The following is a 26,195-nucleotide window of genomic DNA, read 5'->3' as shown; positions in this document are numbered from 1 at the left end:
CAGGAATAACAATGGGTGAGTTAACTCAGAAAGCTGTTGAGCAACCTATTGATGAATTGGTTAGCTGGGTAAAACAGCATGATTTCTCATTAAATCTATCGACTGAGCGACTCGCATTTCTCATTGCAATTGCAGTGCTGAGTAACGAAAGATTTGATGAAGAACTCGGTGAAGGCGAGTTGCACGATGCATTCACTATAGTCACTCGAATGTTTGAAGATACAGGTGAAGCATCCGCTTTTCGTGCTAACAACGCCATTAATGAGCTAGTTAAACAACGTCTTATCAGTCGCTTTACCAGCGAACTCAATGAAGGGGCGAGCATATATCGACTGTCGCCACTGGCGATAGGCATAACCGATTACTACGTTCGTCACCGAGAGTTCTCTAAGCTGAAGCTGTCTATCCAACTCTCTATGTTGGCTGACGAAATGGCAAAAGCTGTCGAATCTGCGCAGCAAGGTGGTTCAGTTGGACACTGGAAAAAGAACGTTTTCGGTGTGCTGAAATACTCTGTGGGTGAGATCTTTGACCGTATTGATTTAAACCAACGTGTCATGGATGAGCAGCAGCAATCCGTAAAAGAGCAAATCGCAGAGCTTCTGAACAAAGATTGGCGTGAAGCCATCAATAACTGTGAAGAGCTACTTTCAGAAACATCTTCAACATTGCGCGAGCTGCAAGATACTTTGCAAACCGCTGGCGATGATCTTCAAACTCAGATTTTAGATATTCAGGAGATTGTGTATGGTAATCCTGAACTTGAGTTTATTGAAGAGACCTTATTCAGCTTGCAGATGAAACTCGACCGAATCACGAGTTGGGGTCAGCAGGCGATTGACTTGTGGATTGGCTATGACCGCCACGTACATAAGTTCATTCGTACCGCTATTGATATGGACCAAAACCGAGCGTTTAGCCAACGCCTGCGTCAATCCTTCAATGACTACTTTGAGCAACCTTGGTATTTAACCTATGCCGATGCTGAGCGTTTGATGGATCTTCGTGATGAAGCGCTAGTGCTTCGCGATGACGAAGTGACAGGTAGCGTTCCTGACGAAGTAGAGTACGAAGAATTCCAGCAAGTAAACGATGAACTTGCTGAGAGAATTGGCGCAATGCTGCAAGTGCATAAAGACCAAGGACAAGCGATAGATTTGGGTGCTGTATTGCGCGATTACCTCGCCACTCATCCAAAAACTCATCATTTTGATTTAGCACGAATAGTTGTTGATCAAGCCGTTCGACTCGGTTACTCCGAATCGGACTACCGCGCGATTCAGCCGGACTGGCAAGCAATCAACGATTTTGGTGCAAAGGTACAAGCAAATGTCATCGACAGATATTAATGAATACATGCCAGAGAATCTGGCGAAAGCGATCAGCAATCCGCTTTTCCCTGCACTGGACAGTGCCTTGCGTGCGGGGCGACATGTTTCCAGCGACGATTTAGATAATCACGCATTCCTATCGGATTTTGAAACGGAACTGGCGCAATTTTACCAACGTTACAACACCGAACTGGTACGCGCCCCTGAAGGCTTCTTCTACTTACGTCCGCGTTCTACAACACTTATCAACCGCAGTATTTTGTCCGAGCTGGACATGCTGGTGGGTAAAGTGCTCTGTTTCCTTTATCTTAGCCCTGAGCGTTTGGCTCATGAGGGTATCTTTACCAATCAAGAGCTGTATGAAGAGCTGCTTGCGCTAACCGATGAGAAAAAACTCATGAAGTTAGTGACGAACAGAGCCAACGGTTCGGATTTGGATAAAGAGAAACTGTTTGAAAAAGTTCGAGCATCACTTCGTCGTTTACGTCGTCTTGGCATGATTATCAATATCGGCGAAACCTCAAAATTCAGTATCAGTGAAGCGGTATTCCGTTTTGGTGCTGATGTACGAGTAGGTGACGATATGCGTGAAGCGCAGCTGCGCCTGATCCGCGATGGTGAAGCAGTTGTGCATACTCAGGAACCAAATCAACATAGTTTGTTAGATGATGGTTCATTAGAGGAAGACTTGTTAGACGAGGATTCCCTAACAGATCAAGAGCAAGTCGATGATACAGAATTGGAAGGTGAAGCATGATTGAAAGAGGTAAGTATCAATCGCTGACCATGGTCAACTGGAACGGCTTCTTTGCTCGTACTTTTGATATTGATGGCTTAGTAACGACACTATCTGGCGGTAACGGTGCCGGTAAATCGACCACTATGGCAGCGTTTATCACTGCGCTTATCCCTGACCAAAGCTTACTGCATTTCCGCAATACGACAGAAGCGGGTAGCTCGCAAGCATCTCGTGACAAAGGTCTGTTCGGTAAATTACAACCGGGTGCTTGTTACGCAGCACTTGATGTGGTGAACTCTCGCAAACAACGCTTATTGTTTGGCGTGAAGCTGCAACAAGTCGCTGGTCGTGATAAGAAAGTGGATATCAAACCATTCCTTATTCAAGGCTTGCCAAGCCATATCAAACCGACTGATATCCTAATCGAAACGGTTTCAGACAAGCATGCGCGCGTACGTCAAATCAACGATGTGAAAGCCGCAGTATCTGCGATTGAAGGTGCACACTTCAAAGCGTTTAGCTCTACCGTGGATTACCACGCGCAAATGTTTGAGTTTGGCGTTCTGCCGAAGAAACTGCGCAGTAGTGGTGACCGCTCTAAATTCTATCGTTTAATTGAAGCGTCTTTATACGGTGGTATTTCAAGTGCGATTACTCGTTCGCTTCGTGATTACCTATTGCCGCAAAATGGCGGCGTTAAGAAAGCGTTCCAAGATATGGAATCGGCGCTGCGTGAAAACCGCATGACGCTTGAAGCGATCAAATCAACCCAAGCCGACCGCGATCTGTTTAAACACCTGATTACTGAATCAACCAACTACGTAGCAGCTGACTACATGCGTCACGCAAACGATCGTCGCAATAAAGTCGGTCAGACGCTTGAACTGCGCAAAGAGTTAATGAGCTCTCGTGAAACCTTGATTGAGCAAAACAGTTTGCTTAACCGAGTGCATGAAGAACTTGAAATGTTGGTAGAACAAGAGTCTGCACTTGAGCAAGACCATCAAGGTGCTTCTGACCATCTGCAACTGGTTCAAAACGCATTGCGCCAGCAAGAGAAGATTGAACGCTATCAGGATGATCTTGAAGAGCTGAACATGCGTCTTGAAGAACAGATGATGGTGGTTGAAGAAGCTCAGGAGCGCTTATTAGAAGCCGAAGAGCAGGCCACAGTTGCGGAAGAAGAGGTGGATAGCCTTAAGACGCAACTGGCCGATTACCAACAAGCACTGGATGTTCAGCAAACCCGTGCACTGCAATACCAACAAGCATTGCAAGCGCTAGATAAAGCGCAGCAGCTACTGGGTGATGAAGCCATCACTGCTGAAAACGCCGTAGCGAAAGTGGCAGAGCTTAAGCAGCAGCAGGAAGAGCGCACTTCAGAGTTACTGTCTCTGAAACACAAACTCGATATGTCGTCTGCGGCAGCATCTCAGTTTGAGAATGCGTTTAGCTTAGTGAAGCGCGTGTTGGGCAATGTTGAACGCCAAGATGCAGCTCAAGAAGCAAGAACACTGATTCGTCGTGCGAATGAAGCACAACAAGTGACGCAAAACGAACAACAATGGTATGCGCAGCAACGAGATTTAGAACGTCGCTTAGAGCAACAAACCGCTGTTCGTAAACTTGTTGATGAGTACCAAAAACAACACAACGTCACTTTGAGTGATGAAATGGCGGTTGAGCAAGAGCTAGAACGTCATCAAGCAGTATTGGAAAACTTAGAATCGACACAAGAAGAACTGCGTGAAAAACGCAGTGAACAGCGTCGTCTAGAGCAAGACCAAGTGCAGAAGATCACTCAGCTTGAAGCTATCGCTCCTGCTTGGATTAAAGCCAACGATGCACTAGAAATTCTGCGTGAGCAAAGCGGTGCAGAGCTGGCTAACAGCCAATCTGTTATGGCAGAAATGCAACAGGTATTGGAGCAAGAGAAAGTCCAATCCAACGCGAAAGATAAGCTTGCTGAGCGTCGTGAGGTTCTAGAGCAAGAAATTGAACGTTTAGCGTCTCCAAGTGGTTCGAACGACCCTCGCTTGAAAGGTTTAGCCGATACGCTTGGCGGTGTGTTGCTGTCAGAAATTTATGACGATATCACCATTGAAGATGCGCCATATTTCAGTGCGATGTATGGTCCTGCACGTCACGCGATTGTGGTTTCTGACCTCACAGGTATCAAAGAAAAGCTCATTGAACTGGATGATTGTCCTGAAGATCTCTACCTGATTGAAGGTGATGTAGACGCGTTCGACGACAGCTCATTCAATGCAGAAGAACTTGATGGCGCTGTTTGTGTTCAGTTCAATGATCGTCAGATTCGTTATTCACGTCTGCCAGCTATCCCTCTATTTGGTCGCGCAGCACGTGAACAACGTTTGGAACTATTACGTTCTGAACGCGAAGAAGTAGTGGAACAACACGCGAAAGCAGCTTTTGACTCGCAAAAGCTGCAACGTCTATACACCAGCTTTAATGAGTTTGTCGCCAAGCATCTGCACGTCGCGTTTGATGCAGACCCAGAGCAAGCGATTCAAGTGGCGCGTGATAAACGTAACCAAATCGCTCGTACTCTGGCTGAGTTAGACAGTCAGGATCAACAACAACGCAGTCAAGTGCAGCTAAGTAAACAAGCGATTTCTGCACTGGATAAAATTGCGCCGAACATGTTGCTGATTGAAGACGATTCTTTAGCGGAACGAGTGGAAGAAATCGCGCAAAAGATTGCTCAATTGAGTGAATCGAAAAGCTTTATTTCAGCTCATGGAAAAACCATCGCTGAGCTAGAGAAAGTGGTCAACGCGCTGGATGCAGATCCAGAGCAATTCGACGCACTGGAAGAGCAATATCAGCAAGCGGATGCACAACTTCAACAATTGAAAGCGCAGATCTTCGCGTTATCTGATTTGGTTGAACGTCGTCATCACTTCGCTTATTCAGACTCAGTGGATATGTTGAGTCAAAGCAGTGAATTAAGTGAGCAGTTGAAAGCGAAGCTAGTTCAAGCGGAAAGTACTCGTAATCGTACTCGTGAAGAACTGAAACAGTCTCAAGCACAAATTGGTCAATACAATCAGGTATTGGCATCGCTGAAGAGCTCGCATCAGGCAAAACTAGAAACGGTTCAAGAGTTTAAGCAAGAACTACAAGAGTTCGGTGTTCATGCTGATGAAGGTGCGCTAGAGCGCGCGCAACGTCGTCGTGATGAACTGTATGAACGTCTGCATACTTCTCGAGCTCGTAAGAGTGAATACGAACGTACCATTACATCAACTGATCTTGAGATGAAAGCGCTGGTGAAGCGTCTTAAGAAAGTTGAGAAAGACTACCGTGACTTACGTACTTTCGTCGTCAATGCGAAAGCGGGTTGGTGCTCTGTACTGCGTTTAGCGCGCGAAAATGATGTAGAGCGTCGTCTGCACAAACGTGAACTTGCGTATCTGTCTGCGGATGAACTGCGTTCTATGTCAGATAAATCATTGGGTGCTCTGCGTCTCGCTGTCGCAAACAATGAAGATCTGCGTGATGCACTACGTCAGTCGGAAGACAATGCTCGTCCTGAACGTAAAGTATTGTTCTACATTGCGGTTTATCAGCATCTTCGTGAGCGTATTCGTCAAGACATCATTCGTACTGACGACCCAGTTGAAGCTATCGAAGAGATGGAAGTGGAGCTGGCGCGTCTAACCGAAGAACTGACTCAACGTGAAAACCGTTTGGCTATCAGCTCTGAATCTGTGGCGAGCATTATTCGCAAAACCATTCAGCGTGAACAAAACCGAATCCGCATGCTGAACCAAGGCTTGTCAAACATCGCCTTTGGTCAGGTGAAAGGCGTTCGTCTGAATGTTAAAGTTCGTGAAAGCCATGAAATCCTATTAACAGGATTGTCAGACAACCATGAGCAACACAGAGATCTGTTTGAAAGTTCTCGCTACACCTTCTCAGAAGCGATGGCGAAGCTATTCCAACGTGTGAACCCACATATCGATATGGGTCAGCGTTCGGCTCAGGTTCTGGGCGAAGAGATGCTGGATTACCGTAACTACTTAGAGCTGAGTGTTGAGGTAAGCCGTGGTTCAGATGGCTGGTTGCAAGCGGAATCTGGCGCACTGTCTACTGGTGAGGCGATTGGTACTGGTCAGTCAATTCTGTTGATGGTGGTTCAAAGCTGGGAAGAAGAGTCTCGCCGTCTGCGTAGCAAAGACATCGTTCCATGTCGTCTGCTGTTCTTGGATGAGGCTGCGCGTCTTGACTCTAAGTCAATCGCAACGCTGTTCGAGTTGTGTGATCGCCTAGATATGCAGCTTCTGATCGCTGCTCCTGAAAACATCAGCCCAGAGAAGGGGACAACCTATAAACTGGTGCGTAAGGTGTTCAAAGATCATGAGCACGTGCACGTGGTTGGCTTAAGAGGCTTCGGACAAACTGAAAAGCCGAAATCTGAAGAGCAGTTATTAGCAGAAGAACTCAGTTAATAACGGAAACCTAATAAAAAACGCCTTCTTAAAAGAAGGCGTTTTTGTTTCTAATCACACAAGGTTTAAAGGTAGTAAACCTCAAGCGCAGTTGTATTTGTTAACTTAAATAAGCCTTACTAACGGAAACACACTGATTAACGACGTCTGAAATGGAACCCGTGATATCAATTTGATGAGTATTTGGTTCTTGTGATGAAGGCATTTCAAGAGTAGCGAATTGGCTGTCGAGCAGTGACATAGGCATAAAGTGGCCTTCACGGTTTTGCATTCGTTGTGCGATGATTTCTTTGTCGGCATGAAGATGCAGGAACACCACATTGTTGTTATCTTCGCGTATTTTGTCGCGATAAGTCTGCTTTAGTGCCGAGCACACTATTACGCCGATTTCGTTTTTCTTTTCGATGCTAAAAACAGAATCACGTACTCGTTCAAGCCAAGGGGCTCGGTCATCATCATTCAGTGCCTGACCTTGAGACATCTTGATTACGTTGGCTTTAGGATGCAGATCGTCACCATCAATAAACTTACCGTTAATGGCTTTTGCGAAGTGCTCACCCACGGTTGATTTACCCGTGCAGCATACGCCCATGATGATGAACACCGCAGAATGTTGGTTTTTGTTATCGCTCATAGTTTGACTCAAATTGTTTTTAGTTTTTGTTAGAGGCTTGATTGATGAGGCTTGAACATAGGTCAGAGTGATTACTTCTGACCTATGGGTTGGTTCTTAGATTGGATTGTTAGCGACGGAAGATGCGAACAACGACCTCGTAAGTTTTGCCCGCGGTAATATCTTCAATCATGTTCGATGACAGGCGGTTGCCGTCTACAAAAATGCCTGCTTCACTCTCACTGCTGACGGTTTGGTACTCAACATCGAATGTGGCACCACGGAACTGACGCAATACATGAGCATTTTCCCAGTCAGAAGGTAATTGCGGTGCAATCACAAGTCCTTGCTGGCAACCTTTCAAACCAAATAGCTCTTCAATCACCAAGCGGTAGTACCAAGCGCCAGTACCCGTATTAAACAGGTTGCTTGAGCGTCCTGCGGTTTCAGGGAACTGGTAGTATGCGCCGCGATAGTAGTTTGGAATGTATAGAGGGAGCTGACCTCGTTGAGCAAAGGACTCACTTTCTGGATCGGCTAACATTTTTCTCAGAGTTTTAAAGGCTCTGTCGGACTGCTTAATGTTGTACATACTCGCAGCATAGAAAGCAGCGGCATGGTTATACACAGAGCCATTTTCGCCGGAACCAGGCCATTTTTGTGTCACACGGCCAACATCTTCTCGCATAGCCGTAAACGCAGGTGCGCATAGCATCACACCATAAGGCGTATCCAACTGTTCATCGACGGCTTTGAGCATTCGTGCGGTTTGTTGTTCATTAGGCATATTGGCTAGGAAAGCCCAACTTTGCGTATTTAAGAAGATACGTCCTTCTTTGTCCTGTGGAACGCCAAAAGTCACACCATCATCAGTGATACCACGAGCATACCAGTCGCCTTGCCATAAATACTCGTCGGCAATAACCGCTAGTTCATCGACGGTTTGTTGGAACTGGTCGATTTTCTCACTGTGATTAACAGCACGTGATTGGCGAATCCAGGATTGCAGAGCAAAACTTAGTGCTTGGGTTAACCAGCCTGAAACCCCTTTGCCTTTGTAACCCACCATATTCATTGGGTCACACCAATCTCCTTGAGCAATATAAGGCAAGCCGCGTTCATCACGGGCGTGACACATATATTCCATAGCAAGGTTCATGTGCTCCAATACGCTGCTCTTCTCATCAGAATCCGCCCAAGCAACAGGTTCATCCAGCAGTGCCCAGTCATTAGTCTCATTCAAATAAGCTTCCAGAATGAGTGTTAACCAGACTGAGTGGTCGGTATGAGGGATCTGGTTGATATATTTTAATTCGGCTTCAGGTGTTAATAGAATGCCGTCAGGCATTTCACCGTCACGTTTCTGCTGTGACAGAGAAGTGAGAATAACCTGTTTAGTCTCTTGGCTGTTGACATAAGCCATGCCCATGCCATCTTGCAAATAGTTACGTGTTTGTGGGTCAGTGGTTAATCGATGCGTATCCCCGTGGTAGAACACTTGACGAGGCAGCCAGTTATTAACGAACTGATCAAAGATTTTGTCCGGTGTTGATACCTGCAACACCCCTTTACCTGACTCAATATAACTCTCGTAGCGAGCGACAGTCTGGTTCTTATTCGCACCCAGAGTCTGTTCTAGGGTGTGGCTGATCTCCGCTTTATTCAATGCAGGACCGAATACAAAGTTAAACTCTTGTTCTTCTTCAGATTGCAGGTCTAATGAAAACTGCATAATGCACGCAGGCATTTCATAGTAGTTTGCCTGATCGCTTAATGAACTACCTTGTTGAAGGGCGGTTGGATTATGTAAACCACCTTGTCCTTCGAAACGAGGAATGCTGGTTTCAAAATGAGTCGGGCGTACATCACAGGCGAAGTATGTGATGTCTTTAAGATGTTTGTTCTTTTCGTAGTCTTCAAGCTTTTGATATGGCGTGATCGAGGTACAAACAATTGAATTCAGCGTCTCATCATAGTGAGCCGCCATGTTCATCCAAGACATATAGCCGACCGGAAAGTAAGGGACGAGCGAAATTTTTCTCGTCTTACTGTCACGATTCACAACCTTGACTTTCCAAAGCTCAGCAACAAAATCGGCACTAAGGGTCAGCGTCATTTCCATTTCGATACCCAAGTGCTTGATATGCCATTTAATATCATTGAGACCGGGTAGGAACTGATAGCTGTCCAATTCTTTCTTCATTGGTGCAAAAGGCGCTGAGAACATTTCACCACTTTCATCATCTCTCAGATAGAAAAAGCGACCTGGATGGTGAGCGAAGTACGGTTGCTCTGGCTGCATAAAACTGGTGGCAGCCATATTCGGGTTGTGAGCGTATTTTTTAGGCTCAGGATTCATATATTGAGCTACAGCGTAACCTTGACAATTCACATGAATCATCATCTTCTTATTCCATAAATATCCCGCGCTGTTGGGTACTAGAGTTGGGTCATCTAGTAAGAAGCGTTTGCCGGAGTCAATATAGTGTGTCATTCAATAGCCCTCTGAAATACTACTTAGTTTTCAACTGTTTTACTGAGTGTGTTGAATTGCGGATGGATAGCGTCGGTTCAAAACGAGTCTTTATCGGGAGCGATTCGCCGTAACATAAATTGAGAATTTGATGGCAAGCATTGATAGAGATTTCTTCTAGTGGAATGCGCACACTGGTTAGCGATGGTGAGGCATATTCTGCCAAGTCAATATCGTCATAACCAATCACCGATACCTGCTTACCGACTACGATACCTTGTTCGTTCAGTGTGGAAATTGCCGCCATGGCGCTGTTGTCGTTACCGCAAAATAGAGCGGTAAATGGAATGCCTTTATCAATCAGACGTTGAGTGGCAGCACGACCCAGTTCAAAACTGTAGCCGCCGGATTCAATTAACTCTGGTTTCACCTCAATGTCAGATTCCGCTAGTCGATCTATGAAGCCCTGATGACGGCTGATGGCATCTTGTGCATTCATACGTCCAGTGACGATGGCAATTTCAGTGTGGCCCAGTTCAATGAGGTGCTCAGCCGCTAGGCGACCACCTTGGTAATGATTGGCGCAGAAGGTTTTATCTATTAACTCTTCGATATCACGGTTAATAAACACAACCTTAGGGTAGCGAGCTTCGATCTTCGCTAACTGGATAACAGATAGCTCAGGGCAGGACATCAAAATGCCGTCGCAATCCCGCTCAATTAAGTAATCGAGGCACTTGATTCGCTCTTCATCGTTTTGCGCATCTTCAGCGTTGGCCAGAATGATGTGCTTGTCCCGTTTGCGTAGTTCTCGTTCTATGGTCTGCAACATTTTTCTATGAAATGAGCCAGAGAAAGAGGGCACCCAAAGGCCAACAATATCTGAACGCTTTGACGACAATGAGCGCGCCATACTGTTCGGGCGATAGTTTAATTCAGCCATAGCTGCAGCGATTTTTTTGGCTGCTTTGGGTGAAACAGAAGCGTTTCCAGATAGATGTCTGGAAACGGTTCCGACTCCAACTCCAGCTAACTTAGCTACATCTTTTATAGTCGCCATAGATCTCTACTCACTTACCTAAAGTACTGCTTTAAGCCCATGGTAGAGCCATATTTTGCATATTTACAGATTTTTTTTGCCTAAAACTATTAATTTATGCAATTAGTGATCAAATCCTCATATTGATATATTTAATAAAAGATCTTCTAGAAGAGTCCAATATATAGATATATAAAATATAAAAATGGAATCGATTCCATTTTGAACCATTAAGATTCAGCGTTAATTATTATTAATAGACACAATAACGAACTCTAAAGGTACCCCCAATGATTAAGAAACTTACTCTGGCTGCCGCCATAACCCTCGCTACCACGCCAGCTTTTGCTAAGGAAGAAGCAGAAGTGATGCACTGGTGGACTTCCGGCGGCGAATCCGCAGCGATCAAAGTCTTGGCCGATTCATTTGAGGCGCAAGGTGGAACTTGGAAAGATAGCGCAGTTGCGGGTGGTTCAAATGCTCGTAGCGCGGCAATCAACCGTATGATTGGTGGTTCCCCAACGACAGCGGCTCTATTTAATACTTCTCAGCAGTACCACGAGATGATCGCAGAAGACATGCTGAACAACATCGATGAAGTAGCGAAAGCCAATAACTGGGAATCAATCTTGCCGCAACCAACGTTGAATGCCATCAAAGTTAATGGTCATTTCTATGCTGCTCCTGTGAACATTCACATGCCAGGTTGGTTCTGGTATTCAAAAGAGGCGTTTGCTAAAGCAGGTATAGAGAAAGAGCCAACCACTGTTGATGAACTATTTTCTGCTCTAGACAAGCTCAAAGCTGCTGGCTATATCCCTCTGGCTCTTGGTGGTCAAAACTGGCAAGAAAACCTAATGTTCGCAACGGTTCTAAGTAACGTAGGCGGCAAGCAACTTTACCTTGACGCGCTAGGTAAACGTGATAGTGAAACTCTTAACTCAGCTGAGTTTAGAAAGGTTGTTGATACTTTCTTGAAACTTAAGCCATACGTAGATGCAGGCTCTCCGGGTCGTAACTGGAATGATACAACCAGCCTTGTTATCAATGATAAAGCAGGTATTCAAATCATGGGTGACTGGGCGAAGGGTGAGTTCACTCAAGCCAACAAGATCCCAGGTCAAGATTACGGTTGTTTCCCAGGTTTGGGTGATGATTCTCTTTACATCGTGGGCGGTGACGTATTCGTATTCCCGAAAACCGACGATAAAGGGCAAATCGCAGTTCAGAATAAACTGGTTGAATCAATGCTCAGCCCTGAGACGCAAGTTAAGTTCAACAACCTGAAAGGTTCGATCCCAGTTCGTACCGATATCGATGTTTCAAGCATGGATATTTGTGCACAGAAAGGTGCGGCGATCCTGAAAGTGGCAGAACGTCAGGTACCAGATGGTTCAATGCTGATGGAAGAATATCTGTACGGTTCACTTAAAGATGCAGTGACAGAAGTATGGAACGCGCAAGAGATGACGACAGATAAAGCTGTCACTATCTTTACTCAAGCGCTTCGTGACTAATATTACTTTCACTGACAAGGCGTACGTATGTGCGCCTTTTTAAAGAATGTCTCTCTTATTTTGACTTATCGTGGAGTGCATCGATGAATGTTGCTGCGGTGCAAAGACACCTAAAACGTAACGCACTTGCCTATTTGGCAGCCTTACCCATGGCACTGACCGTGTTGATTGCCTATATGGGCACTATGTTCTGGTCGGTTCGTCTTTCGTTTTCTAGTTCAAGAATGTTGCCTAAAAGTGACTTCGTTGGATTCGCTCAGTATGAGCGACTATTCAGTACTTCCCGCTGGGTGACTTCGCTGGAAAACCTACTGGTCATTGCTTTTTTGTTCCTCGCAATCTGTTTTGTGCTGGGCTTTTTATTGGCTGTTTTTATAGATCAAAAAATCAAAGCTGAGAGCTTCTTCAGAACCGTATTTTTGTTCCCTTATGCCATGTCTTTTATCGTCACTGGCTTAGTGTGGCAGTGGATATTTAATCCACAGTTAGGTATCCAAAAAACCATGATCTCTTTGGGGTGGGAGACTTTCTCTTTTGATTGGATTGTTAACCCCGATATGGTGCTTTATACCGTTGTTATTGCTGCGGTGTGGCAGGGGGCTGGTCTTGTCATGGCGCTGCTTCTGGCTGGTCTTCGTGGTATTGATGAAGACTTGTGGAAAGCGACCAAAATTGACGGTATTCCAACTTGGCGTGTCTATATCAGCATTATTTTACCTATGCTGCGCCCAATGATTATCACTACTGTCGTTTTACTTTCTATCAGCATCATCAAGATGTATGACGTCGTTGTCGCGATGACTGGCGGTGGCCCCGGTGTGGCAAGTGAAGTTCCAGCTAAGTTCATCATGGACAACCTATTTGAACGCGCCAATATCGGATTGGCGACGGCAGCATCGACCGTGATGCTAACGACTGTCTTGTGCTTAATCGCGCCATTCATCTACTCAAATTACATTAAGAAATAAGGTAGGTAACTTATGTCTGCGACACATTCACCTACAATGAAATTGACTGCATCAGAGCGACCGATGTCAGTCAAAGCACAATGGGGACGCTTTGGTGTTTATGGGTTTTTAATCATTACAGCATTGTTCTTTTTGTTGCCTCTTTACGTGATGCTGGTGACCTCATTTAAAGAACTGGACGAGATTCGTCTATCTTCTATTTTTGCTCTTCCGCAAAACTTTTCGTTGGATGCATGGAAAACGGCATGGAGCAGCGCTTGTACTGGCTTGGAGTGTAATGGTCTACAAGTCGGTTTTTGGAACTCAGTCCGTATCTTAATTCCAAGTGTGGTTATCTCAGTGCTATTTGGTGCCATCAATGGATACGCGTTGTCATTTTGGAAAATTAAGGGTGCGAATCTGCTTTTTGCTTGCCTACTGCTAGGCGCATTTATCCCTTATCAAGTGTTTATCTATCCCTTGATTCGAGTTTATGCAGATATTGGTATTTACGGCACTTTGACTGGGGTAGTGGTATCTCACGTCATTTTCGGTATGCCAATTATGACGCTGCTGTTTAGAAACTATTACAGTACTCTACCGATGGAACTGTTTAATGCTGCTCGCATAGATGGAGCAGGTTTCTTCAAGGTGTTCTTCAATATCATGCTGCCAATGTCAGTGCCAATTATCATCGTGGCGGTGATCATGCAGGTGACCAATATCTGGAATGACTTCTTAATCGGTTTGGTTTTCGCGGGTAACGACAACCTGCCAATGACCGTTCAACTCAATAACATCGTGAATACAACAACAGGCGAGCGTGCCTATAACGTCAATATGGCCGCTACTATTCTTACATCACTTGTACCGCTAATCATTTATGTCGCTTCAGGGCGTTGGTTTGTTCGTGGTATCGCCTCTGGTGCAGTAAAAGGGTAATTTTATGGGAATCGTAAACATCAGTAAGCTCGACATCAGTTATGAGTCGACAAAAATCGTTAAGCAGTTAGACCTTGTTATTGATGATGGTGAGTTTCTCGTATTGCTTGGCCCTTCAGGCTGCGGGAAATCTACGCTACTTAATGCGATCGGTGGTTTGATTGATACCAGTGGTGGAAGCATCCATTTTGATGGCAAAGACGTGACTTGGGCAGACCCAAAAGACCGTGGTATTGGCATGGTATTCCAGTCTTATGCTCTCTATCCAACCATGAGTGTTGAGAAAAACATGTCTTTCGGGCTGCGTATTGCTGGCGTAGATAAAGCGACCATCGATAAGAAAGTTGCTTGGGCTGCCAAGTTGTTGCAACTAGAGCCTTTACTGAAGCGTAAGCCGTCAGCACTTTCAGGCGGACAACGTCAACGTGTTGCGATAGGTCGAGCCTTAGTTCGCGATGCGGATATCTATCTGTTTGATGAGCCGTTATCGAACCTAGATGCGAAACTACGTGCGGAATTGAGGTTAGAAATCAAGAAACTACATAAGACGCTCAAATCAACAATGATCTATGTTACACACGATCAAATTGAGGCGTTGACCCTAGCTGACCGCATTGCAGTAATGAAAGACGGAATTATTCAGCAACTGGATACCCCTCATAATGTCTACAACAAGCCACAAAACCTGTTTGTTGCGACATTCTTAGGTTCTCCAGCGATGAACTGCATTAAAGGGCATCTAAGCGTACATGCGGATAAAGTGCTGTTTAAATCAGCAGATTTGAACATCGATGTGAGTGGATACCCATTTGTTGAACAGCCTGTAGATGGTGCCGCAGTGACGTTAGGTGTTCGTCCTGAACACTTAATTGCAGAGCTTAATGAAGACGCTTCCGAAAACGTTATTCAAGGGGTAGTGGAGTTGGTCGAGCCGATGGGTTCTGATACCTTGGTGTGGACTAAGTTTACCGAGCAGCACACTCTGTCTCACCGAGTGACGTCGGAAGACCAACTTTCTGTAGGCGATTCATTCAAAGTGAAAGTTGAAGCAACCAAATGCTCGATTTTTGATACTCAGTCGACTCAGCGTCTGTAAAGCCGCTGCGCTGAAAAGCCTGTGACGCCTGACTCTTTCTGTTACTCAATGGAAAGCTAGGCTAAGGTTTAGTTTATACGTGCTAAACCTTAAACTCGTTGATAACTTGGAGAAGCTGGCTTTGAGTCGGCTTCTTCATTTTGCTTTTTGGGAATAAAAAATAACAGGGAACATTTATGTCTGAAACTACCTTTAACTGGGGGATTATTGCCCCTGGCCGAATAGCTCACAACTTTGCCAAAGCCCTTAAAGTGGTACCCAATGCAAGTTTGTTTGCGGTAGCCAGCTCTAACCTAGAGCGAGCGAAAGCCTTCGCCCAAGAGTACGATTGCGAGCATGCCTACGACGACTACCAAACTCTGATTGATGATCCTCAAGTTGATGCTATCTACATAGCAAACCCACATCGCTTTCACTTTGAATGTGCTAAAAAATGCCTGATAGCGGGTAAACCGGTACTGTGTGAGAAACCTATCACCGTCAATGAAGCACAAGTTCAAGAATTGGTAAATTTAGCGCAGAAGAATCAAACCTTTTTGATGGAAGCGGTATGGACACGCTTTTTGCCAGTTTGGCAGCAAGTGAAAGTGTGGCTTGAGGAACAACGCATTGGCGAGTTGCGGGTATTGAGTTCATCTTTCTCATTTAATGTTCCGCGTGATGAGAATGATCGCTTGTTAAACAATGAACTTGCTGGTGGTGCCTTGCTTGATACGGGGATTTACAACCTCACCATGTCGCAGTTTGTATTGCAGCGTGAACCAAGCTCAATCGTCGCCAATGGCTTGATAGGCGAAACCAATGTGGATGAGCGTACAAGCGTGATTCTTGATTACGATGGCATAGCCAGTCAGTTCACGTGTGGACTCAATGCCACTTTGGACAACAGCTTTACCATTTATGGCAGTAAAGGAAACATTGCTGTTGATTCTATGTTCTGGGGTGCAACCAAAGCAGTTCTCAATGTTAAAGGCGAAGAAGAGCAGGTGATAGAGCTACCTTTCAGAGCAACAGGGTTTGAATATCAAATCGAAGAGGTGATGAACTGTATTGCTCAAGGCAAACTGCAAAGTGACGTTATCAGCTGGCAGGACAGTATTAATACCATGAAAACCATGGATGAAATTCGCCGACAAATTGGTCTCGAATACCCTTTCTTAAACCGTGATTAGTCGCTTCAATACCGTTAGCTAGGCGGCAGTGCAAAAACACTTCAAAGATAGCTTCCAACACTCAGCCAGCTAATTAAACGCTGGCTGAGTGTTTTCTATTTAAAGTGTAATAGCACGAACTCGATGAACAGGCGTACTCGCATTGGCAGGTTGTCGCGGTCGCGGTACAGCATATGTAATGTGCGGGCTTTACTACTCCAGTCGGGTAGCACGTGATTCATTTCACCCTGAGCTATCATAGGTAGCGCAAAGTAATCTGGCACGTATCCAATACCCAATCCTGTTTTGATGGCGTGAGTTAGCATTACAATTTCATCCACTTCCAGTCTTACCCCCTTATTCGGGTGATAATCAAACTCTTCGCCACTCTCTTTGTGTATCAACTGCCAAGGTATCATAGGGCGACAAATGACTGTGGGATGACCGCACAACTTATCTGGTGTGGTTATTCCGGAAATATCATAGTCAGGATGAGAGCACAAAATGAAGTGGATGTGCTTTAACGGCCTTGCAATCCAGTTGTCGACCACAGTGTTTCCGACTCTAAACACCACGTCCATGCCTTCCGCTTCAATATCAATCAAAGTGTTGGAAAAACTAAGATCTAGCTGAATATCGGGATACTTCAGTAAGAACTCATAAAAAATGGCACGCAGAAACTGAGAGCCTGCATTGATGGGGGCGGAAATGCGGATTTTTCCTTGAGGCTGATACTTATCCCGATGCAGATCTTCGTCAATATCGTTGAGTTCATCAAACAGGGCGACCGAGCGTTGAAAATATTGCTCACCGATACTGGTCAGAACGACGCGATGAGCGTCGCGATTAAGAAGACGAAGTTGCAAATCGGTTTCCAGCTGGCGGATGCGGCGACTCAAAGTTGAGAGCGGCATACTCAAAGATTGGGCAGCGTCTTTGAAACTGCCCAAACGTGCTACAGTACAAAAACAGCGCAGATCGTCTAACGAATAGCTAGGTTTCATTATTGGCATTTACCGTCTTGTTATTGCTTGTTTATCCAACTATTGAAATCAATACACTAAGGAATACATTTTGACAAGTCATCTGGAGTGACGATGAAATCTGATTCAACGATGAAAGCAGTTATTCTTCTTATTATCTGTACCTTCTTTTGGGGTAGTTGCTTTCCAATTGGCAAACACGTTTTAGAGGAAGTTCATGCTCTTACTTTGGTGTTCTGGCGCTTCGTTATTGCGGCCTTGTGTCTGGCTGTGTATCTCAAAGTTGTGCGCATACCCAAATTGAACTTGAGTTCGAATCAATGGGTTTGGGTAATTGCCGTCAGCGCCGTGGGAATAGGGGGCTTGAACCTCGGTTTGTTTACAGGCTTGGCTTCTACTAATGCCACTAACGGCTCATTAATTATGGCTCTTAGTCCTTTGATGACCTCACTGATCGCCTGTGTTGCGTTGCGAACGCTGCCGTCTGCTATGCAGTGTTTTAGCCTGCTGGTCAGTTTGACGGGTGTTCTGATGGTGATCACCAACGGACATTTTGAAGCGCTACTTTCAATGCAAATCAACCACGGCGATAAGCTGATATTCTTCGGAATGCTGGCTTGGAGTTTTTACACATACTTCAGCCAAGGCATCAGTCGTTGGATGCCTGTGATCCCTTATACCTTCGTTGGCATGTTAAGTGGGGCTGCAGTTATTGGCGTGATGTGTTTGGTAACACCAGAGGTGCATCCATTTGCCGAGTTATGGAATAGCTCTGTGTTGGGTATATCAGAAGTATTGTATATAGGGGTATTTGGCACCGTTGCTGGTTATCTGCTGTGGCTAAACGGTGTGCGACACTTAGGTTCTGCCAATGCGGCACTGTTTTTCAACTTTGTACCCATCTTCTCTGTATTGACCTCGTATATGCTCGGTCAAGCGGTGACAGAATTACAACTGCTTGGTATTGCCATCGTGATTACAGGCTTATTACTGCCACGTATTTCTCTGTTTAAACGCGAATCTAAAACCTGCTCAGAATCTTAGGTGGGAACATAAGCATTTCAATCATAAAGGCGGAAACTTCCGCCTTTATCGTTCAACCCTCTTGTGATTTTACTTACTTAACTCAATGCCCAAAGCGTTAAACAAGCTTAATGTGTATAAGATTCAGAATATCGCTTAAAAAATAAGCCCTAACACTTTGCAAACGAGAAGGCATTTTTGCCGGATTTCTTCACCTTATACATAGCATCATCTGCAATCTTCAGTAGATCTTTCAGGTTATCAGCATCTTCCGGATATGAAGCGATACCGATGCTGGCATTCACTTTAACCATTCCGCTAGGTAGAGATATAGGTTCAGCTAAACTACTCAGCGTACGCTTAGCAATGCTCTCTGTATCGTTGGCACCGAGTTGCAGTATCACAAACTCATCACCACCGACACGAGCCAAAATATCCGATTGGCGAATGACAGACTTAATACGCTGTGCAACAATTTTTAGTACTTCATCCCCAATATCATGACCATGTTTATCATTGATTTGCTTAAAACCATCAAGGTCGATAAACAGTGCCCGAACACTTTCACCATGTATCGTGGCATCGTTCAAAAACTGCTTTGCGGCTTCTTGCATATGATGCAGGCTAGAAACTTGAGTCAAAGTATCGGTCATGGCGATATGGTGTAAGTTTTCATGTGCCTGTTCTAGTTCCGCCAATGCTTCATAAAGTTCGGTCACATCATACTCAACCACCAGCAACAAAAACTCTCCGGTTAAAGGGTGGCGAGTGCGTCTAATATCAAGTGAATGCTGACGATCACCTTCGGCCGTGCGCATAATGTAATCCCAACGACCGCCTTTTTCCTCGATTGCCTTCGCCAGACATTCTCGCCCCTGTTCTGGAGAGGCAAAACGCGCCACGAACACACTCTGTCCTTCGGGTATTGGTTTGCTGTGTAAATGAGCATAAGTTTCTGTGGCGGCTGGATTTTCAATTACGATCTCGCCAGCGTCAGTAAAGGTGGTAGCTGCGACTCGTGTATATCGCATCGCTTCTACCAACAATAAGTTTTCGGGCTGCTGACCCAATTCCACTTTTTCGTTAATAAAAGCAATGATTCCACGATGCTTTTCAGGACCCAATAACACAGCTCTGTGCATCATAAAGACAGTTTTGGGCTTTCCGTTAGGGTAGGTTGTCCATGGATCTATCGTCAGACCGTTTTTAGCCGCCAGCTCAAATGTCTGCGCCGTTCTATCCTTTGCACCTTGAGTGTCACCAGAGAGGTCTTTATCAATAAGTTGTTGAACATTCTCTAAACCCCAAAAGTCGACGGCGGCCTGATTTCCCCACCACCAACCATGTTTATCGAGGTCAAAAAACCAAACCACATTAGGAATGAGTTCATACAAAGCTAATTCGTCGTGGCTTTTGATATGGACCAAATGGTCGTAGTTACTTTTGCTTTCCATGCGTTAAGTCAACTCATCTACAATGTCTGAAAACAGTAAAATCATCATATCACTGCATTTGAGAGAGAACAGTAGCTCGGTGCATACCTATCTCACACCATTGATAAATCCCTATTGAGATTAGTGAAATATACATCAAATCTATTCATTACGATGAAGAAGTACTATTTTCCCCCATTTCATGTTCGAGCCAAATTTTATGCATATTCTTTGAATCAAGATTTGGATTAGAAAAACTTAGTTATAAAGAATGAATCAAGACCTAGACCTTTTTTGCTTTACTTTTATATTTTTAATGAATTAGAAGCACAAAGAGCATAAAATAACATAAGACATATAAATCAATTGGTTAGGAATGGCATGTCAAATCAATGGGAAGACCAAGTAAAAAGAAAAATCAGGAACCTCTACTATAACCATAAGATACAGACGCTCGAAGAGCTTCTTCCCTTATGTGAAGGTGCTCAACCAAAAGATCTGGCCAAATTTCTGGAAGAAGTCAAATCTGAACATTATCAAAGTACTCAAATATCACTTGACTACAAAAATAAATTTTATTTTTACTTACCAGCAGCAAATCCACTATTTTATCAATGGTGGTATACATTATCATCGCAGGAAAAGCTTGCTCAAAAAATAATCGACGAGACGGATGCTATTAATACTTTATGTATTGGTACACCAACAATTGCAGCAACATTAAAGTCTTATAAAAGAGATGTATCTTTACTTGATATAGACGTAGATCTAATAAGCTTATTCAATAAGACTTTTAAAGGTGAAACGGGTGCCCACTATGATGTTCATGATGATTTAGATAAGAAATTTGAAGGTAAGTTTGATTGTGTTGTGATCGATCCTCCTTGGTACGAAGAGTATTTTAACTTATTTATTAAAAGAGCTATTACAGCATCCAAAGATGGAGGAGTTATTTATTGCTCTATCCCACAAAGGCTAACCAGAGAAAATATTGAAAAAGAGAGAAATGAGTTAATATCAAACTTGACTTCACTAGGTCATGACCTTTTATATATAGAAAGTTCAACTGTTCAATATATTGTCCCAGATTTTGAAAGTAAGGTTTTTAGTAATAATGACTTAAATCTAACTAATCAACCTTGGCGATTCTCGGATTTACTTGCAATTCGCGTCAATAATAAAGTTACACCAACTGTTTCGCTAAAAAGACCATCCAAAACACTCACATTCTCTCGAGAAAATATGACAACTTTGTTTAGAGTATTTCTAAATGAAGAGGATATAAAAACAGGTGTGGGGCTAAACGCAGTACCCGAATTTAGTACATCAATAAGTCGCAGAGATAGTGTAGGAAAAGTAAATCTTTGGACGTCAGACAAGTACGGATATCAAGTCGAAGATCATTGTGTGGCTAAAGCAATTTTAAGCTCCTGGATGAATGGGAATAATAAAGAGCAAACCATAGTTCATCTAGAAGCTGAACAGTATGAAAATTCTATAGCCAAAAATATTGTAAATGTATTTGATGAGAAGTTGCGCCTATGGGAAAAGTACTCAGATGGCCCGATTCGCAGAACTGAAAAAGATATAAAGAGCATTAATGCCCAAGCTAACAGCCAATGGGCACAAGAACCAAGTAGCAGAGAATTTGGTAGTAAAAGTGACGGTTTCAGAATTGAGTTCCAACGAGATCGAGACCGAATAATATGGTCAAATGGTTTTAGAAAGCTAGCTGATAAAACTCAATTATTCCCGTTGAATGAAGACGAAAATCTTCGTCAAAGACTTGCGCATAGTATCGAAGTAATGCAGCTTGCAACAACGATATCATCAAGCTTTGGTTTAGATAAAGACTTAGTAGAAGCTGGCGCATTGGCACATGATATCGGCCATACACCTTTTGGTCATGCGGGTGAAAATGCAATTGATAGGCTCTTTACTTCATTGGGCTTTGAATGTGGGTTCAATCATTACGAGCATGGTGTTGATGTTGTCAGATATTTAGAAGGGTCTTATCAACAAAATATATTTGAATCTCATCCAGGTTTGAATTTAACTCCGGACGTATGTGATTGTATTTTGAAACACACATACTGCCATTCAGGGGGAACAGGTAGCCATAAGGATATCTGGGACAAATCAAAACATCAGAAATTCATAGGCTGTGGTGGTTTTAGCCACCTTGAGGGGCAGGCAGTGAGGGCTGCTGATAAAATATCATACTTGCTATCAGATATTGAAGATGGCATTAGACTGGATATCATTACTCATCAAGATCTAATGAACTGTAGATTGTTTCACAGAGCACCCATAGATTTTAGAATGACACCTTCCGATTCTCTGTATGGAAAGTTTATTCAGCAACGTGGCTCTATTATCAAACTCTTGATGGAAGATATAATTTTAGAATCCTCCAAAAGAATTAGTCGGTTAAGCTCCAAAAAAGACGTAAGAACTGCTGGTGATTACTGTATATTCCATGGGCCAGAAATCCAATCGGACATGAATGAGATATGGGAAAAAATTCAATCACGTAAGTTACATTGTAATTCAAGAGTATTATCTGCCAACATGAATGCATCTAAGATCGTGTCCGAGTTGTTAATACTGTATGTTTTATATCCAGAGCACATCTATGATAAGTTTAGAATTGAGCATGAACGATTGAGAGAAAGTGACTACATAAAATTCTACAAGTCAAAGAAAGAAAAATTTGATTTGCCAAGAGAGTTTGTATCATTTTTACCACTCAATATGATGATTGGATTTAATTTTAAGAAACTTAGAAATATAAATACCTATGATCTTATTTTGGCAAAAGACTATATAGCTAGTTTATCTGATAATAAAATCAAAAATATTCATAGAGAACTCCTTAACAATTAATTTGTATTGGTACAATATGAAGAGTAGATGTTTTATTAATTTACTCTAGTTTTAATACCGAAAGGCATAGGGGATAATAAAAGGATTTCATATTCATCAAACGCACATCCCACTGAAGAATAGAAAGTATTTCTAGATTTTTCTACGCTCTATAAGCAGTGTGATTCTTGAGGTTCTAATTTGTCATTCTACGAAACTCATTTGTGTCCAAAACCCACTCACCCATACAAAAAAGCCAGAGAATCAATCTCTGGCTTTGTGTTTTAGGAGAAGGGGAGTGTTTACTCTTCTTTGGCTCCAAAATGTTTGGCGGCGTAAGCAACACGCTCTTCTGCTGATGGATAAATCATCGGCGTACCGAGGCTTTCAATATGTTGCAGACGAGGCAGAAGACCAGCACCGTTGGCGATTTGAATCGCTAGGCCGGGGCGGGCGTTAAGTTCTAACACCATAGGCCCTTCTTCTTTGTCGAGCACCATATCTGTACCCATATAACCGAGGCCCGTCATTTCCCAAGCACTTGCAGCAAGAGTTAACAAACGTTGCCAGTGTGGTACCTGAAGCGTATTCAGCTCTTTACCGGTATCAGGGTGAAGTGTGACAGGGCGGTTGAACTGAACCGCACGCACCGCTTTACCTGACGCAATATCAATTCCCACGCCAACAGCACCTTGGTGCAAGTTCGCTTTACCATCAGAAGCGGATGTGGAAAGACGCATCATCGCCATTACTGGGTAGCCTTTAAATACGATAATACGTACGTCAGGAACACCTTCGTAACTGAAACCGTCAAAACAGTCATCAAACTTAATCAGGTTTTCAACCACTGCTACGTCGTTCTTACCACCTAAAGAGAACAAGCCCGCTAGTGCGTTACTCACATGGCGTTCTACGTCTTCTTTGTTGATGGTTGAACCCGACGGCTTGGTATACACGCCATCTTTGTGTGACGTGATAACCAGAATCCCTTTACCGCCACTACCACGAGCGGGTTTGATAACAAACCCCGGCCAGTCTTTGACCATCTCATGGATATGCTTTACGTCACCTTGGTTGCTCACCACACCAATTAGCTTTGGTACCGTTGCACCTGCTTGTTGAGCAATGAGCTTTGTTTTTAGCTTGTCATCCACCAATGGGTATTTAGAACGGTCGTTGTAGCGACCAATATAAGCGTGGTTACGCTTGTTCATTCCCATTATCCCTTTGCGCTTTAGCTTAAAGGGTGATGTGTATTCTGAGAGATTAAGAAACATATTAATCTCCGTCTACAAGAGGCTTAAATCGACGCAACTCTGTGATGCGGTAACCTGTGTATGTACCTAGAAGCAAGATGATGCCTAGAACAATCAGTTGTAGACCGATGAAGTTAAAGGTCAGATGCTGCACATAAGAGTTGGTCATTGCCAAGTAAATTAATACTGCCGTTAGAAGTGAGCCACCGCCTTGCAGCACAACTTCTTTTGCACCTTCTTCTTCCCAAAGAATAGACATACGTTCGATTGTCCAAGAGAGGATAATCATAGGGAAGAACGTAATGGTTAAGCCTTCTGTTAAGCCAATCTTGAAGGCGACAACGGTAAAGATAGAAATAATCAGAATTACCGCGATGATTACGGCGGATATCCTCGCTACCAATAGCAAGTTAAGCTTGGATAGGTAACTTCGAATGATAAGCCCCGTGCCGACGATGAGCAGGAAGCCAACAATACCCGTTGTTAACTGTGTCTGAACGAAGGCAACCGCAATAAGAACAGGCATAAATGTGCCAGATGTCTTTAGACCAATGATTACGCGTAGGAACACAACAATCAGTGCACCAATCGGGATCAGCATAATGGTTTTAAACATCGCTTGCTCTTCAAGCGGCAAGCTGTGAATAGAAAGGTTTAATAGACCGTCAGCTTCAACTTTGTTGTCGGTTGCCTGCTGTGGTGACACTTCTTGAGCGATCATGCTGAAGTGCACTTGGCTATTACGACCACCAATCACATCAAGTAGTGATACGTTCGATTCATCCCAAACAAGTAGGTTTGGATGAGAAGGTTGCGTCCCTGTTTCTGGGTTGAAAAGAACCCATTTCTTGCCATCCCACACTTGGTTCATGTGTTGAATGGTCTGGCGACGACGCCCATCTTCAAGATGAATTACACCCACAACTTTGTTTGGGATCTGAGCATAAGAAAGTAGCTTTTCCGCCGCTTCTACTTTACTCATCTTATTGGTAAGTAGTGCCGCGTTTTGGCTTTCAGAATCGTTCAGATTTTTGATTAATTCGCGCGAGAAAGAGATATCGTCAGCAGAGCGTTCGGTCGCGCGGTTAATCAGTGCAATTGCAGCGGTTTCAACAGGGCCATCAAAAGTCGGTTTGACCACTTCTTGCATTGGAGGAACTGTGGTGACTTTTGCTTGAGGGTCTACAAGGAATTGTGTTTTGTAGTAAATCGTTTGAGGACCTTGAGCTTGTCGGATAGACCATTCAGCGCGTCGTCCAGATTGGTCATTGACATAGGAAACACCATAACCGGGTGAAGAGGCGGTTTCGCCGATAAGGGTGTATCCATTTTGAGTATGAGGAGCGGCAAGCGAAACCTTAGCTTCTTTACCTAGTGCGTTAAACTCTATCCTAGCTTCAATATCCCAAATCTGGCGGGTTTCTCCTGGGGTCCAAGGTACTCCATAATTTTGATGACGGAGTACACTCAAAGCAATCCCAGCTGCAATCAGTAAAAATACTGATAGATAAAATGGAACTCTTGACGTCATAAGTTACCTTTATTTTTGTTATTAATTTGTCTCTGTGTGAATGTATTTACGACTCACATCCACCACGGCTATATCACGAATAAACTCGCGCCCAAGCAAAACAGGATGGCTCATTTGAGAGCGGTCTGCCAGTGTAAATTCTGTTTTTTCGTTGATGCTACCAATTTTAACCCATAGTTGAACAACTGCACGTCTTTCAGTCTCTTCATTGGTCGATTGGCGAATTCGTACATAACGTACAATTGGCGATTCTATCCAATTTGAATCATCAGGTTTGTTTTCTCCGTCGGATAAATGGAAACGAACCCATTGTTTGCCATTACGTTCAAATTCCGAAATATCAATGGCATTAAGTGAAGAGGTTGCAGCACCAGTATCTACACGGGCATCAAAGATTTGATCAAGCGCTTTTATTTCTACGTGTTCGATTTCACCCAGAACCAACTTATGTTGTGGTTGTGGCTTAGACACAAGTTGCTGTTTAGAGGTTGGAGATTTTTTAACACTTTTCGGTTCACGCTTCTCTGCTGCGATGACTTTTAAATCTTTCACATCATCCGCTAAGGTGAGAACTTTGTTTTCTAGGCTATCGATGTAATCATTCTGATTACTAAGTTGGAGCTGTAAATTGGTTATTTCGTTGGTGATTTGGGCATTTGACTGCTGAATCGCAGTAAGTGTGGCTTGATGATATTCATCACCATTCATTAGGGTACAACCAGAAAGTAAGCCTAGAGCTACGATTGGTGCTATGCGCTTAAACATTTACGGCCTTATTTAT

18 protein-coding genes are annotated in these 26,195 nt (G+C 43.8%); 10 read left to right on the top strand and 8 right to left on the bottom strand.

The window, feature by feature from the left end:
• Positions 1-11: 11 nt before the first annotated feature.
• From mukF to mukB, 3 genes are read left to right on the top strand one after another with little or no spacing between them, the layout of a single operon-like run.
• The gene (gene mukF / locus L3V23_RS01005; protein WP_042482005.1) at positions 12-1,349 is read left to right on the top strand and encodes a chromosome partition protein MukF; all 1,338 of its coding nucleotides are present in this window, start codon (positions 12-14) and stop codon (positions 1,347-1,349) included.
• A complete protein-coding gene (mukE, locus tag L3V23_RS01000; protein WP_102965975.1) occupies positions 1,330-2,088 on the top strand; it encodes a chromosome partition protein MukE in 759 nt (252 codons plus the stop codon). The genes mukF and mukE overlap by 20 nt, the downstream gene beginning before the upstream one ends.
• A complete protein-coding gene (mukB, locus tag L3V23_RS00995; RefSeq protein WP_102965974.1) occupies positions 2,085-6,545 on the top strand; it encodes a chromosome partition protein MukB in 4,461 nt (1,486 codons plus the stop codon). Before mukE ends, mukB begins: the two co-directional genes overlap by 4 nt.
• Positions 6,546-6,645: 100 nt before the next feature.
• Here mukB and L3V23_RS00990 read toward each other — a convergent pair whose 3' ends face one another.
• The 3 genes from L3V23_RS00990 to L3V23_RS00980 all read right to left on the bottom strand — a co-directional run bounded on the left by L3V23_RS00990 (position 6,646) and on the right by L3V23_RS00980 (position 10,691).
• Positions 6,646-7,179, bottom strand: coding sequence for a gluconokinase (locus L3V23_RS00990; protein WP_219725630.1), 534 nt, complete (start codon positions 7,177-7,179; stop codon positions 6,646-6,648).
• Between the two features lie 109 nt (positions 7,180-7,288).
• A complete protein-coding gene (locus L3V23_RS00985) occupies positions 7,289-9,652 on the bottom strand; it encodes a glycosyltransferase 36 (RefSeq protein WP_102965973.1) in 2,364 nt (787 codons plus the stop codon).
• A 19-nt stretch (positions 9,653-9,671) separates the two neighbouring features.
• The gene (locus L3V23_RS00980) at positions 9,672-10,691 is read right to left on the bottom strand and encodes a LacI family DNA-binding transcriptional regulator (protein ID WP_102965972.1); all 1,020 of its coding nucleotides are present in this window, start codon (positions 10,689-10,691) and stop codon (positions 9,672-9,674) included.
• 269 nt (positions 10,692-10,960) lie between these two features.
• On the opposite strand from L3V23_RS00980, the gene L3V23_RS00975 reads away from it, so the two are divergent.
• The 5 genes from L3V23_RS00975 to L3V23_RS00955 all read left to right on the top strand — a co-directional run bounded on the left by L3V23_RS00975 (position 10,961) and on the right by L3V23_RS00955 (position 16,344).
• Positions 10,961-12,187 carry an ABC transporter substrate-binding protein gene (locus tag L3V23_RS00975; RefSeq protein WP_102967842.1) on the top strand — a complete coding sequence of 409 codons (1,227 nt, stop codon included), beginning with the start codon at positions 10,961-10,963 and terminating at the stop codon, positions 12,185-12,187.
• An 83-nt stretch (positions 12,188-12,270) separates the two neighbouring features.
• Positions 12,271-13,155 (top strand): sugar ABC transporter permease, encoded by an 885-nt coding sequence (locus L3V23_RS00970; protein WP_102953001.1) that lies wholly within the window; start codon positions 12,271-12,273, stop codon positions 13,153-13,155.
• Between the two features lie 63 nt (positions 13,156-13,218).
• Complete coding sequence (locus L3V23_RS00965) at positions 13,219-14,076, top strand: carbohydrate ABC transporter permease (RefSeq protein ID WP_217995498.1); 858 nt, start codon at positions 13,219-13,221, stop codon at positions 14,074-14,076.
• 4 nt (positions 14,077-14,080) lie between these two features.
• The gene (locus tag L3V23_RS00960; RefSeq protein ID WP_237291799.1) at positions 14,081-15,172 is read left to right on the top strand and encodes an ABC transporter ATP-binding protein; all 1,092 of its coding nucleotides are present in this window, start codon (positions 14,081-14,083) and stop codon (positions 15,170-15,172) included.
• Positions 15,173-15,348: 176 nt separating this feature from the next.
• The gene (locus L3V23_RS00955) at positions 15,349-16,344 is read left to right on the top strand and encodes a Gfo/Idh/MocA family oxidoreductase (protein WP_237291798.1); all 996 of its coding nucleotides are present in this window, start codon (positions 15,349-15,351) and stop codon (positions 16,342-16,344) included.
• Between the two features lie 95 nt (positions 16,345-16,439).
• Here the strand turns inward: L3V23_RS00955 and L3V23_RS00950 are convergent, their stop codons facing one another.
• On the bottom strand, positions 16,440-17,327 hold the full coding sequence (locus L3V23_RS00950; protein WP_171137683.1) for a LysR family transcriptional regulator: 888 nt from the start codon (positions 17,325-17,327) through the stop codon (positions 16,440-16,442).
• A gap of 93 nt (positions 17,328-17,420) precedes the next feature.
• Between L3V23_RS00950 and L3V23_RS00945 the strand changes: the two genes are divergently transcribed.
• Complete coding sequence (locus L3V23_RS00945) at positions 17,421-18,350, top strand: DMT family transporter (protein WP_237291797.1); 930 nt, start codon at positions 17,421-17,423, stop codon at positions 18,348-18,350.
• A gap of 149 nt (positions 18,351-18,499) precedes the next feature.
• Here L3V23_RS00945 and L3V23_RS00940 read toward each other — a convergent pair whose 3' ends face one another.
• Positions 18,500-19,783: a GGDEF domain-containing protein gene (locus L3V23_RS00940; RefSeq protein WP_237291796.1), complete on the bottom strand. Its 1,284-nt coding sequence runs from the start codon at positions 19,781-19,783 to the stop codon at positions 18,500-18,502.
• A gap of 360 nt (positions 19,784-20,143) precedes the next feature.
• On the opposite strand from L3V23_RS00940, the gene dgt reads away from it, so the two are divergent.
• Entirely contained in the window at positions 20,144-22,648 is a 2,505-nt protein-coding gene (gene dgt / locus L3V23_RS00935; protein WP_237291795.1) for a dGTP triphosphohydrolase, read from the top strand.
• Positions 22,649-22,929: 281 nt separating this feature from the next.
• Here the strand turns inward: dgt and L3V23_RS00930 are convergent, their stop codons facing one another.
• The 3 genes from L3V23_RS00930 to L3V23_RS00920 are packed head-to-tail and all read right to left on the bottom strand — an operon-like array spanning position 22,930 to position 26,179.
• Positions 22,930-23,904, bottom strand: coding sequence for an alpha-L-glutamate ligase-like protein (locus L3V23_RS00930; RefSeq protein ID WP_042482032.1), 975 nt, complete (start codon positions 23,902-23,904; stop codon positions 22,930-22,932).
• A 1-nt stretch (position 23,905) separates the two neighbouring features.
• Positions 23,906-25,414 (bottom strand): inactive transglutaminase family protein, encoded by a 1,509-nt coding sequence (locus tag L3V23_RS00925; protein ID WP_102953009.1) that lies wholly within the window; start codon positions 25,412-25,414, stop codon positions 23,906-23,908.
• 21 nt (positions 25,415-25,435) lie between these two features.
• On the bottom strand, positions 25,436-26,179 hold the full coding sequence (locus L3V23_RS00920; RefSeq protein WP_237291794.1) for an ATP-dependent zinc protease: 744 nt from the start codon (positions 26,177-26,179) through the stop codon (positions 25,436-25,438).
• Positions 26,180-26,195: the final 16 nt, after the last annotated feature.

Origin of the sequence: Vibrio sp. A1-b2, from assembly GCF_021726015.1 — a bacterium.
Classification (GTDB): Bacteria; Pseudomonadota; Gammaproteobacteria; order Enterobacterales; family Vibrionaceae; genus Vibrio; species Vibrio diazotrophicus.
Note: the sequence above shows the minus strand (reverse complement) of the source record. Positions and strands in the feature narration are given on the sequence as shown.